General features: G+C 72.2%; 11 protein-coding genes. 4 read left to right on the top strand and 7 right to left on the bottom strand.

Annotated features, from left to right (window positions below; all coding sequences use genetic code 11):
- Nucleotides 1-3 precede the first annotated feature (3 nt).
- The 4 genes from PGH47_RS11410 to rsmH form a co-directional block, all read right to left on the bottom strand.
- Complete coding sequence (locus PGH47_RS11410; protein ID WP_271663327.1) at nt 4-1,533, bottom strand: UDP-N-acetylmuramoyl-L-alanyl-D-glutamate--2,6-diaminopimelate ligase; 1,530 nt, start codon at nt 1,531-1,533, stop codon at nt 4-6.
- 172 nt (nt 1,534-1,705) lie between these two features.
- Nucleotides 1,706-3,667, bottom strand: a complete 1,962-nt coding sequence (locus PGH47_RS11415; RefSeq protein WP_376056841.1) for a peptidoglycan D,D-transpeptidase FtsI family protein — start codon at nt 3,665-3,667, stop codon at nt 1,706-1,708.
- 5 nt (nt 3,668-3,672) lie between these two features.
- The gene (locus PGH47_RS11420; protein ID WP_271663329.1) at nt 3,673-4,269 is read right to left on the bottom strand and encodes an FtsB family cell division protein; all 597 of its coding nucleotides are present in this window, start codon (nt 4,267-4,269) and stop codon (nt 3,673-3,675) included.
- A gap of 78 nt (nt 4,270-4,347) precedes the next feature.
- On the bottom strand, nt 4,348-5,304 hold the full coding sequence (gene rsmH, locus PGH47_RS11425; protein WP_271663330.1) for a 16S rRNA (cytosine(1402)-N(4))-methyltransferase RsmH: 957 nt from the start codon (nt 5,302-5,304) through the stop codon (nt 4,348-4,350).
- A 442-nt stretch (nt 5,305-5,746) separates the two neighbouring features.
- Between rsmH and PGH47_RS11430 the strand changes: the two genes are divergently transcribed.
- The 4 genes from PGH47_RS11430 to PGH47_RS11445 all read left to right on the top strand — a co-directional run bounded on the left by PGH47_RS11430 (nt 5,747) and on the right by PGH47_RS11445 (nt 11,409).
- Complete coding sequence (locus PGH47_RS11430) at nt 5,747-6,295, top strand: beta-class carbonic anhydrase (RefSeq protein ID WP_030955286.1); 549 nt, start codon at nt 5,747-5,749, stop codon at nt 6,293-6,295.
- Nucleotides 6,296-6,611: 316 nt separating this feature from the next.
- Nucleotides 6,612-7,658, top strand: coding sequence for an AAA family ATPase (locus PGH47_RS11435; RefSeq protein ID WP_271663331.1), 1,047 nt, complete (start codon nt 6,612-6,614; stop codon nt 7,656-7,658).
- On the top strand, nt 7,655-9,028 hold the full coding sequence (locus PGH47_RS11440) for a DUF58 domain-containing protein (RefSeq protein ID WP_271663332.1): 1,374 nt from the start codon (nt 7,655-7,657) through the stop codon (nt 9,026-9,028). Before PGH47_RS11435 ends, PGH47_RS11440 begins: the two co-directional genes overlap by 4 nt.
- A complete protein-coding gene (locus tag PGH47_RS11445) occupies nt 9,025-11,409 on the top strand; it encodes a transglutaminase TgpA family protein (RefSeq protein ID WP_271663333.1) in 2,385 nt (794 codons plus the stop codon). Before PGH47_RS11440 ends, PGH47_RS11445 begins: the two co-directional genes overlap by 4 nt.
- Before the next feature lie 247 nt (nt 11,410-11,656).
- On the opposite strand, the gene PGH47_RS11450 is transcribed toward PGH47_RS11445, so the two are convergent.
- From PGH47_RS11450 to PGH47_RS11460, 3 genes are all read right to left on the bottom strand, one after another.
- Nucleotides 11,657-12,049 (bottom strand): DUF3040 domain-containing protein, encoded by a 393-nt coding sequence (locus tag PGH47_RS11450; RefSeq protein WP_030956416.1) that lies wholly within the window; start codon nt 12,047-12,049, stop codon nt 11,657-11,659.
- A 291-nt stretch (nt 12,050-12,340) separates the two neighbouring features.
- Complete coding sequence (locus tag PGH47_RS11455; RefSeq protein ID WP_030956415.1) at nt 12,341-13,168, bottom strand: class I SAM-dependent methyltransferase; 828 nt, start codon at nt 13,166-13,168, stop codon at nt 12,341-12,343.
- 347 nt (nt 13,169-13,515) lie between these two features.
- A complete protein-coding gene (locus PGH47_RS11460) occupies nt 13,516-14,094 on the bottom strand; it encodes an SAV_6107 family HEPN domain-containing protein (protein WP_271663334.1) in 579 nt (192 codons plus the stop codon).
- Nucleotides 14,095-14,172: the final 78 nt, after the last annotated feature.

The raw sequence follows: 14,172 nt of genomic DNA on the forward strand, positions 1-14,172 counted from the left end.
AGTTCATCCCTGGGTCTTCTGGATAGCTTCGCGAAGCACCTGGCGGTCGTCGAAGGGACGGACCACTCCGGCGATGTCCTGGCCCTGCTCATGGCCCTTGCCCGCGACCAGCACCGTGTCGCCGGGCTGGGCGCGCGCGACGGCCGCGGCGATCGCGGCGGCCCGGTCCTCGAAGACCTGGACCTCGCCACGCTCGTGTACCGGCACGGACGCCGCGCCCTGCAGCATGGTTGCAAGGATCGCGAGGGGGTCCTCGGAGCGGGGGTTGTCGGAGGTCAGTACGGCGGTGTCGGCGAGCCTGGCCGCGGCCGCGCCCATCGGCTCCCGCTTGGTCCTGTCACGGTCACCGCCGCAGCCGAGCACGATGTGCACCCGGCCCTCGGTGACCTTGCGCAGCGCCCTGAGGACCGACTCGACGGCGTCGGTCTTGTGGGCGTAGTCCACGACCGCGAGATACGGCTGTCCGGCGTCCACCCGCTCCAGACGGCCCGGCACACCCGGCACGGCGGCCACGCCGTCGGCCGCGGTCTGCGCGTCGAGGCCGGCGGCGGCCAGGGCGACGATGGCGGCGAGGGTGTTCGCCACGTTGAAGGGGCCCGGCAGCGGCGAAGTGGCCGCGATGCGCTCACCCTTGGGGCCGATCACGGTGAACGTGGCGTCCATCGGGCCGACCTGGACGTCCTCGGCGCGCCAGTCGGCGTCGGGGTGGCCCTCGGCGGAGAAGGTGACGACCGGGACGGTGGCCTCCTCGGCGAGCCGGCGGCCGTACTCGTCGTCGAGGTTGACCACGCCGAGCCTGCTGCGCTTCGGGGTGAACAGCTGCGCCTTCGCCCCGAAGTAGTCCTCCATGTCGGAGTGGAACTCCATGTGCTCCGGGCTGAGGTTGGTGAACACCGCGATGTCGAAGACGCAGCCGTCGACCCGGCCGAGGACCAGGGCGTGGCTGGAGACCTCCATGGCGACCGCGCCGACGCCGCGCTCGCGCATGACGGCGAACAGCGCCTGGAGGTCGGTGGCTTCGGGGGTGGTCCGCTCGGACTTGATGCGCTCGTCGCCGATGCGCATCTCGACCGTGCCGATGAGGCCGGTCGACCTGAGCGTCTTCAGGCCGCCCTCGACGAGGTAGGCAGTGGTGGTCTTGCCGGAGGTGCCGGTGATGCCGATCTGGAGCAGATCGCGGCCGGGGTGGCCGTAGATCGTGGCCGCCAGTTCACCCATCCGCCCGCGCGGATCCTCGACGACAAGGACCGGCAGCCCCGTCTCCGTGGCGCGTTCGGCGCCGGTCGGGTCGGTCAGCACGGCGACCGCGCCGAGGCCCGCGGCCTGCGTGACGAAGTCGGCGCCGTGCATGCGGGCACCCGGGAGGGCGGCGTACAGATCGCCGGGGCGGACGGCTCGCGAGTCATGGGTGATGCCCGTGACCTCGGCGGGGCCGTCCTGCTGTTCCGGCGCGGGGACACCCAGCTGGTCGGCAAGTTCCGCGAGGGGTGTGGCGGAGACCTGCGCCGGCCTGGGCGGTCCCGGATACGTCACAGGATGCCCCTTCTGGGTGGTTTGGGACTGATCAGCGTGTGGCACGGCGGTGAGCGTACCGGGCGTACCGGCGTCAGGGCGAAGTGAGGGGCGGGGCGTGCCCTGGTTCCCGGAGTCGGGGGTGATCGTTGTCACGAGGTGGTTCCTGGCTGCTCGGTGCTGATCAGGGTGGTCAGGGTTTGTAGGAGACCGGGAGCTTGGCGGACTTGGCCCCGGTCGGCGGGACCTGGAGGGTCTTCAGCGCGAACTCCATCACCTGCTTGTAGATGGGGCCGCAGATCTGGCCGCCGAAGTAGTTGCCCTGGGTGGCGTTCTGGATGGCGCAGTAGACCGTGACCCGGGGGTTGTCGGCGGGCGCGAAGCCGGCGAAGGAGGACGTGTAGCCGCGGTACTTCCCGGTGGCCGGATCCACGCGGTTCGCCGTACCCGTCTTGCCCGCGACCCGGTAGCCGGGGATGCGCGCCTTGGTGCCGGTGCCCTCCCGGTCGTCCACGACGGACTCCAGCATCTGGGCGAGGGTCCTCGCCGTCTTCGCGCTCACGACCCGGGTCTTCTTGGGCTTCGCCGCCTCGGTGAACTGCCCGTCGGGTCCCTCGGTGCCGCGTACCAGCGTGGGTTCGACGCGTACGCCGCCGTTGGCGATAGTCGAGTAGATCGACGCCGCCTGCATCGCGTTCAGGGACAGACCTTGGCCGAAAGGAATCGTGTACTGCTGCGAGGTCGACCACTTGTCGGGGGCGGCCAGGATGCCGGGGGTCTCGCCGGGGAAGCCGAGCCCGGTGTAGCTGCCGAGGCCGAACCTGCGCAGGTAGTCGTAGAGGACCTTGTTGGACTGCCGCTGGGTCTTGCCGAGCTGGCCGGTGGCGAGGATGGTGCCGATGTTGCTGGACTTGGCGAGCACGCCGTTGAGCGTGAGGTACCAGGTCTCGTGGTCGATGTCGTCCTTGAAGAGCCGGTCGCCGCGGTGCAGCCGGTTGGGCACGATGACGTGCGTGCCGGGCGTGGCCACGTTCTCCTCCAGTACGGCGGCCATCGACATGACCTTCGCGGTGGAGCCGGGCTCGTAGGCGTCCTGGAGGGCGGCGTTGCCCATGTTCGCGCTGGAGGCCTCGGAGAGGTCGTTCGGGTCGAAGCCGGGCGAGTTGGCCATGGCGAGGATCTCGCCGGTGCGGGTGTCCTGGACGATCACATAGCCGCGGTCCGCCCTGGACTCCTCCACCTGCTTGGTGATCGCGTTCTGCGCGGCCCACTGGATGTCGCGGTCGATGGTGAGCTCGACGTCGCTGCCGGGCACGGCGGGCGTCTCGGTGGCGTTCACGGTGGGGACCTGCCGGCCGCCGGACTGGGCGTAGCGGATCTCGCCGTCCTTGCCGGACAGCGCCTTGTTCAGCTGCTGCTCGACACCGCCGCCGCCCTTGCCGTCGGCGTTGACCCAGCCCAGTATCCCGGCGGCGAGGTCGCCGTTCGGGTACACCCGCTTGCTGCTGGCGACGGAGAGGACGCCCGCGAGGACGTTGACCGCGCTCTTGTCCGTCTCGGCCTTGGTGGCCAGCGCGGTCTTGAGGTCCTTGATCTGCTTCCAGACCTGGGGGGTCTGGCGGCTGGCCAGCAGCGTGTATCGCAGGTTCCGGTTCGCCGGCCGGAGCTTGTTGACGATCTTCTCCTGGTCCTGGCCGAGGATCGGGGCGAGCAGGGCCGCAGCCTGCTCGGGACCGTCGTCGATCTTCAGCTGGTCACGGGAGAACAGCGTGGGGTCGGCCGTGATGTCGTACGCGTCCACGCTGGTCGCGAGCGCCACGCCGTTGCGGTCGGTGATGCCGCCGCGCTCCGCGGCCAGGGTGTAGCCGACGTAGCGGTTCTTCTCGGCCTTGGCGGCATAGGTGCTCGCGTCGACGCCCTGCACCTGGAGCAGTCGTACGACGAAGGCGAGCAGGACGAGCGTCAGGGCCAGGCTGACCATGCGCAGCCGGGGGCGGGGGCTGCCGAGCCGGATGGCGACGGGCGCTCCGGGACGTGGGCGTGCCGGGCGGCGGGCCGGGCGGGCGCCGGGGCCCGGGCGCCGCTGGGCGCCGCCGGAGCGGGCGGGCTTGGCGGGTCCGGGCACGCGGCGGCGCGGCGGTTCCCTGTCGGACACTTCCGTCACCTGCCGGGGGTCGGGTACGTGGAGGACTGGGCGGACGGGGCGGACTGCTGGAGGGGTGCCGTGTAGTCGGGCACGGTCTGCGGGGTGGGCCCGCCGGGGCCGGGCGCGGCCGGTGTCGTCGCGGAGGTCGGCGAGGTGGTGTCCGGGCCGGACGTCGAGGGCGTCGCGGGCGAGCCGGGGATGGCCTCGGGGGCGAGGAAGAGGGCGTCGCGGGCGGCGGTCTGCCCGGCGGGCGCGGCGCTGGGGACGCCCTTGACGGTTCCGTCCGGGGCGAGGAATGCGGGGTCGCCGCCCGGGACCATGCCCAGTTCGCGAGCCCGGCGTTGGAGCGCGTCGGGGGCGGAATAGGCGTCGATGTCCCGCTGGAGGGACTGCTCCTCGTCGGTGAGGGCCTTGGTCTCCTTCTGGAGGTCGTCCTTCTGGAAGGCGCCCTCGCTGAGGGCGGAGTTCAGCACGAGGAGGCCGATGAGGCCGCCGCCGAGGAGAAGGACGACCAGGAGGACGAACGGGGCACGGGCGGCCTGCCCCGCGCCCGGGGGCAGGAGCCGTGCGAGCCGGGCGGCCCGTCCCCTCAGTTCGGGTTTCCTACTCACTCGCCCTCCCCCGGGTCCGGTTCTCCGACCGACGCCCTCGCGTCGTGGACCCGGACTCCCGCCCCTGCCTCACGGCCTTCATTCGATGGACTCCCTGATGCGCTCGGCCCCGCGCAGCCGCGCCGGTGCCGCGCGCCGGTTCTCGGCGATCTCTTCCTCGGTGGGAAGTTCGGCACCGCGCGTCAGCAGCTTGAGCCGGGGCTGGTACTGCTCGGGGACGACGGGCAGCCCGGGCGGGGCGGTGTTGGCGGCGCCGGCCGCGAACACCTGCTTGACCAGGCGGTCCTCCAGCGAGTGGTACGACAGCACCGCGATCCGCCCGCCGACGGCGAGGGCCGCCACGGCGCCCGGGATCGCCCGCTCCAGGACGGAGAGCTCGCCGTTGACCTCGATGCGCAGCGCCTGGAAGGTGCGCTTGGCCGGGTTGCCGCCGGTGCGCTTGGCGGCCTGCGGCAGCGCGTCCCGGATCAGCTCCACGAGCCGGGCGCTGTTGCTGAACGGCTCCTTGGCGCGCTCGCGCACGACGGCGGCCACGATCCGCTTGGCCTGCTTCTCCTCGCCATAGGCGCGCAGGATCCGGACGAGCTCGCCGGGCGGATAGGTGTTGAGGACCTCGGCGGCGCTGATGCCGGTCGTCTGGTCCATGCGCATGTCGAGGGGGGCGTCCTGGGCGTAGGCGAAGCCGCGGTCGGCCTCGTCCAGCTGCATGGAGGAAACGCCGAGGTCGAACAGGACGCCCTGCACGCGCGCGATGCCGAGTCTGTCCAGGACGTCCGGAAGCTCGTCGTAGACGGCGTGCACGAGGGTGGCGCGCTCGCCGTACGGGGCGAGCCGCTCGCCGGACAGCCGCAGGGCCTCCTTGTCGCGGTCGAGGGCGACGAGCCGGGCCTCGGGGAACTGCGTCAGAAGGGCCTCGCTGTGGCCGCCGAGCCCGAGCGTGCAGTCGACGACGACCGCTCCCGGCCGCTGCAGGGCGGGGGCCAACAGGTCCAGGCACCGCTGGAGCATCACCGGGACGTGTCGACTGGAACTCAAGGGGCCCTCTCAGATCCGGCGGGACGGTACGCACCGCCGGGTCCCCACCCTCCCCCGACGAACTGGGGGGACCCCCAGCGAACGGGAGGCCTGCCGGCGCCGGAAGCGTCAGCCGACCGGGAGCGGGAGGAGGCCGAGCCGTACGTACGCGCCGCGCACGCGGGGAGATCTCCGGAAGAATCGCCGGTGTCTCCGGGAAAAACAGTCCAGCAGGGAGTCACGCCTCCCGCTTCGCGTCACTTTAGTCCACCGTGTGGCACGGTCAATCAACCGGCCTGCGCGTCGCCGCTTCGGGTTCGACGGAAGTAGTACGGCCGGGAAAAAGGCTCGTATGGGGGCACTCACACCACCCTTGTGGGTTAGCTCACAACAAGCCTCGATGACGTTCTTTGTCCCCTCTCACAACAGGACCGCTCTGGACGTGACCAGTAACGTCATGGGTATGACGACTTCTGCATCGGTTCCCACCGGCCCCGACAGTGCGATAGTCCGCCGCGGCACGGTCACCGACCGTCTCGTCGACGCGAACGAGCGCTACGCCGACGCCTTCACCGACCCGGGCATGGACGCCCGCCCCGTCCTGCACGTCGCAGTCGTGGCCTGCATGGACGCCCGGCTCGACCTGCATGCCGCGCTGGGTCTGGAGCTCGGCGACTGTCACACCATCCGCAACGCGGGCGGCGTGGTCACGGACGACGTGATCCGCTCGCTCACCATCAGCCAGCGCAAGCTCGGCACCCGCAGCATCGTCCTGATCCACCACACCGGGTGCGGTCTGGAGAGCATCACCGAGGACTTCCGCAACGAGCTGGAGCTCGAGGTGGGCCAGCGTCCGGCCTGGGCGGTGGAGGCGTTCCGCGACGTCGACCAGGACGTCCGGCAGTCGATGCAGCGTGTGCGCACCTCGCCGTTCCTGCTGCACACCGACGAGGTGCGGGGCTTCGTCTTCGACGTGAAGACGGGGCTGCTGCGCGAGATCGACCCCGCGTAACCGCCGGAGCGCGCTCCGTGCGACGGTCGGCCCGGATGCCGTGCGGTGGACGCCGTGTGACCGTCGCGCGGGAGTCGCGTGACCATGCGTGGCACCTGTCGGTTCGCTGTCAATTTGCGCTCGGGCGTGCCCAAAAGGCCGTAAGACCCGACATATCGCAGGCAGTTGTCCACAGGCGAGTGACACGAATCGGTAACGGCAGCAAGAATGCGGGTGTGGCAACACGCGGAACACTTCACGCGTGGTGTCCGTGTTCAAGGGGTGGGCCGGTCCGCGCATCGCGTCGGCCCGGAAAGAACGGGCCGAGGAGGGCCGGGTGACGACCTATGACGATCGAGCGAGCCTCACTGATCTGACCGCCACTGTGGAGCGAGTCCGCGACGCGGTGGAGGGAGTGATCGAGGGCAAGCCCGAGGTCGTACGGCTTTCGCTGACCGTACTGCTCGCCGAGGGACATCTTCTGATCGAGGATGTTCCCGGCGTGGGCAAGACCATGCTGGCCAAGACGCTGGCGCGGTCCATCGACTGTTCGGTGCGCCGCATCCAGTTCACGCCGGATCTGCTGCCGTCCGACATCACCGGTGTGTCGATCTGGGATCAGCAGCGCAAGGACTTCGAGTTCAAGCCGGGCGCGATCTTCGCCCAGATCGTGATCGGCGACGAGATCAACCGCGCGTCGCCGAAGACACAGTCCGCGCTCCTGGAGTCCATGGAGGAGCGCCAGGTCACGATCGACGGCCAGACCTACGAGCTGCCGAGCCCCTTCATGGTGGTGGCCACGCAGAACCCGGTCGAGATGGAGGGCACCTACCCGCTGCCCGAGGCCCAGCGCGACCGCTTCATGGCCCGCGTCTCCGTCGGCTACCCCAGCGTGGAGGCCGAGCTCCAGATGCTGGACATCCACGGCGGCGTCTCGCCGCTGGAGGACATGCAGCCGGTGGCGCACGCGCACGACATCGTGAAGCTGATCGACGCCGTGCGCGGGGTGCACGTCGCCGACCCGGTCCGCCGTTACGCGGTCGACCTGGTCGCGGCCACCCGCAACCACCCCGACCTCAGACTCGGCGCCTCCCCGCGCGCGACGCTGCACCTGCTGCGCGCCGCGAAGGCGTCCGCGGCCCTCAGCGGCCGGGAGTACGCGCTGCCGGACGACGTACAGGCACTCGCCGTGGCCGTCCTGGCCCACCGCCTGCTGCCCACCGCGCAGGCCCAGCTCAACCGGCGTACGTCCGAGCAGGTCGTCCAGGAGATCCTCCAGCGCACCCCCGTGCCCGCCGCGCAGCAACAGCAGCAGCACGGCTTCGGTGGCCTGGGCCGCGGCACTCCGTCGTACGGCCAGCAGCCGCCGCGGAGGCTCGGATGACCTCCGGCAGTACGGGCCAGGCCGAGGCGGAGCGCGACGAGAAGGGCGGCATCCGCACGGCACTGGCCGGTCTGACCACGCGTGGACGCTCCTTCCTGGCCGCCGGTGTCGCCGCCGCCGTCTGCGCCTACGTCCTCGGCCAGAGCGACCTGCTGCGCGTCGGACTGCTGCTCTCGGTGCTCCCGCTGGTCTGCGCGACGGTGCTGTACCGCACCCGCTACCGCGTCTCGGGCAGCCGCAGGCTCTCCCCCGCGCGCGTGCCCGCGGGCAGCGAGGCCCGGGTGCACCTGCGCATGGACAACGTCTCCCGGCTGCCCACCGGCCTGCTCATGCTCCAGGACCGGGTGCCCTACGTCCTCGGCCCGCGTCCCCGCTTCGTGCTGGACCGGGTCGAGCCGGGCGGCCGCCGCGAGGTGTCCTACCGGGTCCGCTCCGACCTGCGAGGCCGCTATCCACTGGGCCCGTTGCAGCTCCGCCTGAGCGACCCGTTCGGGATGTGCGAGCTGACCCGCTCCTTCTCGACGTACGACACCCTCACCGTCATCCCGCGCGTGGAGCCGCTGCCGCCGGTGCGCTTCAGCGGCGAGGCCAAGGGGTACGGCGACGGCCGGCACCGCTCACTCGCGCTGGCCGGCGAGGACGACGTGATCCCGCGCGGTTACCGCTACGGCGACGACCTGCGCCGCGTCCACTGGCGCTCCACCGCCCGCTACGGCGAGCTGATGGTGCGCCGCGAGGAGCAGCCGCAGCGCGCCCGCTGCACCGTGCTGCTGGACACCCGTGGCCCGGCCTTCCAGGGCGCGGGCCCGGACTCGGCCTTCGAGTGGGCCGTGTCGGGCACGGCGTCCGTGCTGGTCCACATGCTGGAGCGGGGCTTCTCCGTCCGGCTGCTGACCGACACCGGCAACTCGGTGCCCGGCGAGGGCGCCGACGGGTTCGCGGGCGCGAGCCAGGAGTCGGCGGACGCGGCGGGCCTGATGATGGACACCCTCGCGGTGGTCGACCACTCCGACGGCACGGGTCTGTCGCGGGCCTACGACGTGCTGCGCGGCGGCAACGAGGGGCTGCTGGTCGCCTTCTTCGGCCACCTGGACGAGGAGCAGGCGACGGTGGCCGCCAAGATGCGTCAGCGCAGCGGGGGCGCGGTGGCGTTCGTGCTGGACAGCGGGACCTGGGGGCGGGAACCCACCGATGTGCCCGGCGCGTTGGACAGGGGCGAGGAGCGGCTGCGGATGCTGCGGGAGGCGGGCTGGACGGCCCTGAGCGTGCCGCGGGGCGCCTCGCTGAACGACCTGTGGCGCCAGGCGGACCGAGCGCGCACGGACGCCGCGGCGACCGGCGGCGTGCTGGGCGAGGGGGGAGCGGCATGAGCGGGCGGACACGGATGGCGCTGTGCGCCGCGGCGGCCACGCTGATGGCCTCGTGCGCCCTGCTGCCGCTGGTCTCTCCGGTCACCTGGCTGCTCCAGGCGATCTTCCTGCTCGCGATCCAGACGGGCGTGGGCATGGCGACCCGGCGGGTGCCGCTGGCCCGGCCGGTGACGGTGGCCGCGCAGGCCCTGGTCGCGCTGATGCTGCTGACCCTGACCTTCGCCAATCAGCAGGCGATCGTCGGAGTGATCCCGGGGCCGGAGGCCTTCACCCACTTCGCGGACCTGCTGCAGTCCGGCGCGGACGACGTCAGCCGGTACTCGATCCCGGCGCCGCTGTCCGACGGCATCCGGCTGATGCTCATCGGCGGCGTTCTGATCATCGGGCTCGCGGTGGACACCCTCGCGGTGACGTTCCGCAGTGCGGCGCCGGCCGGGCTGCCCCTGCTGGCGCTGTACTCCGTGGCTGCCGGGCTGTCCGAGGGCGGCGCGGACTGGCTGTGGTTCCTGGTCGCCGCCATGGGCTATCTGATGCTGCTCCTGGCCGAGGGCCGCGACCGGCTCTCGCAGTGGGGCCGGGTCTTCGGCGGGGCGCCGCGGACACCGGGCGGGGAGCCGAGCGGCGCGGTGGCGCCGGTCCGCACCGGCCGGCGCATCGGCGTGGTCGCGCTGGGCATCGCTCTCGCGGTACCGCTGGCGCTGCCCTCGATGAACGGCGGCCTGCTGGACGCCGCGGGCACGGGCGTCGGCTCCGGCAGTGGGAACGGCGGCACGATATCCGCGGTGAACCCGCTGGTGTCACTGCGCGACAGCCTGAACGTGGACGAGGACCGTGAGGTCCTGTCCCTGAAGACCGACTCGGCCGACGTCTCGAACCTCTACCTGCGGATAGTGTCGCTGGACGACTTCGACGGCACCACCTGGCAGCCGTCCAAGCGCAGCATCGAGGCGGTGCCGGACAAGTTCCCCACCCCGTTCGGCCTGGGCGCCGACGTCAAGCGCGCCGAAGTGGAGACGACCGTCTCGGCGGCCGACTGGTACGCCCAGAACTGGCTGCCGATGCCGTACCCGCCGAGCGCCGTGGACATCAGCGGCAACTGGCGGTACGAACCGCTGGGCATGACGGTCGTCGGCGACCGCCGCCAGACCACGCGCGGGGCGACGTACACCGTGCGCAGCCTCGACGTGCAGCCGACGGCGGACCAGCTCGCGGGGGCCCCGGAGCCGCCGGCCGCGCTGAAGCGCGAGTTCACCAAGCTGCCGGATTCGCTGCCCGGAGTGGTCGGCCGGACCGCGCGCGAGGTCACCGAGGGCGCGAGCAGCCACTACGAGCAGGCGGTCAAGCTCCAGGAGTACTTCTCCATCACGGGCGGCTTCCAGTACGACACCGACGTGAAGGTCGGCAGCGGTCCCGAGGCCATCGCCCGCTTCCTGCGGGACAAGGAAGGCTTCTGCGTCCACTTCTCCTTCGCGATGGCGGCGATGGCCCGCTCGCTGGACATACCGGCCCGGGTCGCGGTGGGCTTCGCGCCCGGTACCCCGCAGGGCGACGGCTCCGTCTCGGTGGGGCTCAGGGACGCGCACGCCTGGCCCGAGCTGTACTTCGAGGGCGTGGGCTGGACCCGCTTCGAGCCGACGCCGACCCGTGGCTCGGTGCCCTCGTACACCCAGGCGGACACGCCCGGCTCCACGCTCCCGGACGTGGCGCGGCCCTCGCAGTCGACGAGCACGGGCCCGTCCGCCACTCCCTCGACCAGCGAGAGCTGCGCGGGGCAGAACCCGGAGCTGTGCGCGAGCGAGTCGCCGGAGGCCGCGGTGGCCGTCGGCGGTGACGGCCCGAAGTGGTACGTCCTGCTGGCATGGGCGCTCGGCGGTGCCGCGGCACTGCTGATCCCGTCGGCTCCGATGCTGTGGCGACTGAGGACGAGATCGGTACGGCTGGGTGCGCACGGCCGCGCCGAGGCGGACATCCCGTTGCACACCCTGTCGGTGTGGCAGGAACTGACGGACACGGCCTGGGACTTCGGCATTCCGCCGGACGACTCCCAGACTCCCCGCAGGACGGCCGCCCGCATCGTCCGGCTGGGTCACCTCGACCCGCCGGCCGCGGCCTCGGTGCACCGAGTGGCAGACGCGGTGGAGCAGGTCCTCTACGCCCCCGTCCCCCACGCGACGGCGGGTCTCGCGGACGACGTCCGGCGGGTGCGGTCCGACCTCCGGTCCCGGGCGGCCTGGACGGCCGAACTGCGCGCCCTGCTGCTTCCCCGGTCCAGCGTGCGCGTCGCCTGGGCGGTGTCGGACTGGTGGATCGCGGTCAAGCGCCGCGCGGCAGCGGCCAGGCCGACGCTGCGCAGGCCGTCGACGTCCGGCCGACAGGGGTAGTGGCGACTGCGGTTGCGGTTCGCCGGGGCGCCAGGTTGCGGTTGCGGTTGCGGTTCGCCGGAGTGCCAGGTTGCGGTTGCGGTTCGCCGGAGCGCCAGGTTGCGGTTCGCCGGGCTTGGAGGGCCCGGCGGACCGCCTCGCGTCCTCGCCCGCTGGGGCCGTCGCAGGGCATACGTGAGGGGGGTGACCACCGGTCGGTGGTCACCCCCCTCACGTATGTCGTGGAGCTGTCGGGGAGCTCTTCGAATTAATGGCCGCCCTGCTCGTCACGGCGGCGCTGCCAGCGCTGTTCGATGCGGTCCATCATGGAGCGCTTCTGACGTGGCTGACGGCGGGCCTGCTGGCCGCCGGAGGGCTGTTCGCCCGGCTTGGGGGCCTTGCGCCAGCCGGTCACCGCGAGTACCGCACAGCCCAGCATGACGAGGAAGCCCACCACGCTGAGCCACACCTGCTTGGCGACCATTCCAGCCATGAGGAGCGCGATACCTACGAGGAAGCCCGCGACCGCCTGGTAGACCCGTCGCCGGGTGTACGTACGCAGCCCGCTTCCCTCAAGCGCTGTCGCGAACTTGGGATCTTCGGCGTACAGCGCTCGCTCCATTTGCTCGAGCATTCGCTGCTCGTGCTCCGAGAGCGGCACGGAGTCCTCCTCATCGTGCAGTCGCCGGGGCGACCCGGGGGGTCCCTTCAGGATAGGCAGGGAATCGCCCCCGTGAAACCCGCCCCTCTACGCCAATTGGCCAACCGGGCTCCGGCATGGACGTCCCGGCTCGCTGAGATCTTCATTCCCCAGCGGCCGACCCGTCATGCCGGAACGGTCTCCCTCGATCATACGGCGCCGCGCGCTGGATCGGGGGGCCTGTGGCGTACTCCATGTGCAGCCAAGTCCCTGATCAAGGCGCACCCTGGGGGTCCGGGCGCAGTGGGCGGCTCAGGTCCCGGAGGTCTCCCCCGTCTCGCCCAGCACGTGGAGCTGGGTGGCCACCGAGTGGAAGGCGGACAGCTCGGCCGCCGCCTCCTCCAGCTTCAGAAGCGCTTCCAGCGCCCCCGGCTCGGTGTCCACGAGCACGCCGGGAACCAGGTCGGCGAAGACCCGCACACCGTGCACGGCACCGACCCTGAGCCCCGCTCCCTCGACGAGCTCGGTGAGCTGCTCGGCGGTGAAACGGCGCGGCATGGGGTCGCCCTGGCCCCAGCGGCCGTCCGGGTCCTGAAGGGCCTGCTTGGCCTCCTTGAAGTGCCCGGCGAGGGCGCGCGCCAGCACGGCACCGCCCAGTCCGGCGGCGAGCAGGCTGAGGACGCCCTCGGAGCGCAGGGCGGCCACCGCGTTGCGGATGCCCTCGGCGGGGTCGTCGACGTACTCCAGGACGCCGTGGCACAGCACGACGTCGTACCCGCCGCGCTCGGCCACGTCGAACAGGCCGTGGGCGTCTCCCTGCACGCCCTTCACCCGGTCGGCGACCTCGGCCTCGGCGGCGCGGCGCTCCAGGGCGAAGAGCGCGTTCGGGCTGGGGTCGACCACGGTGACGCGGTGGCCGAGGCGGGCCAGGGGCACGGCGAAGTTGCCGCTGCCGCCGCCGGTGTCCAGGACGTCCAGCGCCTGGCGGCCCGTGGCCTTCACCCGGCGGTCCAGGGCGTCCTGGAGGACCTCCCAGACCACGGCGGTACGCAGGGAGGCACGGGGGCGAGGGGGGTCGGAGCGCAGCGACGCCGTCTGAGGGTGCTGGTGGGAGACGGGCGGGCGCATCGGGTCCGACACGGCGATTGACTCCTCGGCGGGGCACCGCCGTCTGCACGGCGGGGCGAGCGGGCTGCCTCCCCCGGCCGGGTCACGGGCGGGAAGGCTTCAGGCGTCCTCCACCCTATTGCCTGCGACAGCCCACTCGGCCATCGCGGTGGCGCGCGACGCCGTACGTCTCGCACGGCGGACAGTTGCCGCGGCAGCGCGGCGACCGGGGCAGGATCCCGGATCCCCCTCACCCCGCCGGCCGGATCGCCCGCTCCGCCACGACCCGACCCCCCTCACCCCGTACTCCCGCCCCCCTCACCGATCACCGTCACCCCGTACTCCCGGCCGCCTTCACCCCGTCAGCCGGTTCCCCCCCCTCACCCCGCGTCCGGCATCTCGTCCCTCTCCCGCTGCGTGCCGCCCGGCTCCTTCCGGCCGGCCTCCGCGTCCGTGCGTGGCTGGGGCAGGACCGGCTGGAGCACCAGCATCCGTTCGACGAGGCGCAGGAACATCGCCACGTCGCGTATGAGGTCGTCGGCGTCCCGGCGGCTGGCCGCGCCCTGGATGCCGGCCTCGGCCCGGGCGCGGCGCCGGGCGCCCGAGGCGAACAGGGCGCTCCACTCTGTGAGTTCGGGCACGATCTCGGGGAGCACTTCCCAGGCGCTCCGGATGCGGGCCCGGCGCCTGGATGTGGGCTCCGGGCGCCCGCGCGCGGCCAGCACGGCGGCAGCGGTGCGCAGGGCGGCGAGGTGCGCGGTCGCGTACCTCTCGTTGGGTGTCTCCAGAACGGCGGCCTCGTCCAGTCCGGCACGGGCCTGGGCGAGCAGGTCGAGGGCGGCGGGCGGGGCCGTGGCCCGGCGGAGCACGGGATGCACGTCGCTCGCCGGGCCGGTCAGTGAGGGGGCAGGGCCGGTGGCGCGGCGCCGACGGGCGGCGGCTGCGTGGTAGCTGGCCATGACGAACCTCCTGTCGTCTGTGTGACGGCATGCCCGATACGGGATGCCGTATGTGCCCATCGTGAGGTATGGCACTGA

It is taken from the genome of Streptomyces sp. HUAS 31 (assembly GCF_028198125.1).
GTDB classification, from domain to species: Bacteria; Actinomycetota; Actinomycetes; order Streptomycetales; family Streptomycetaceae; genus Streptomyces; species Streptomyces chartreusis.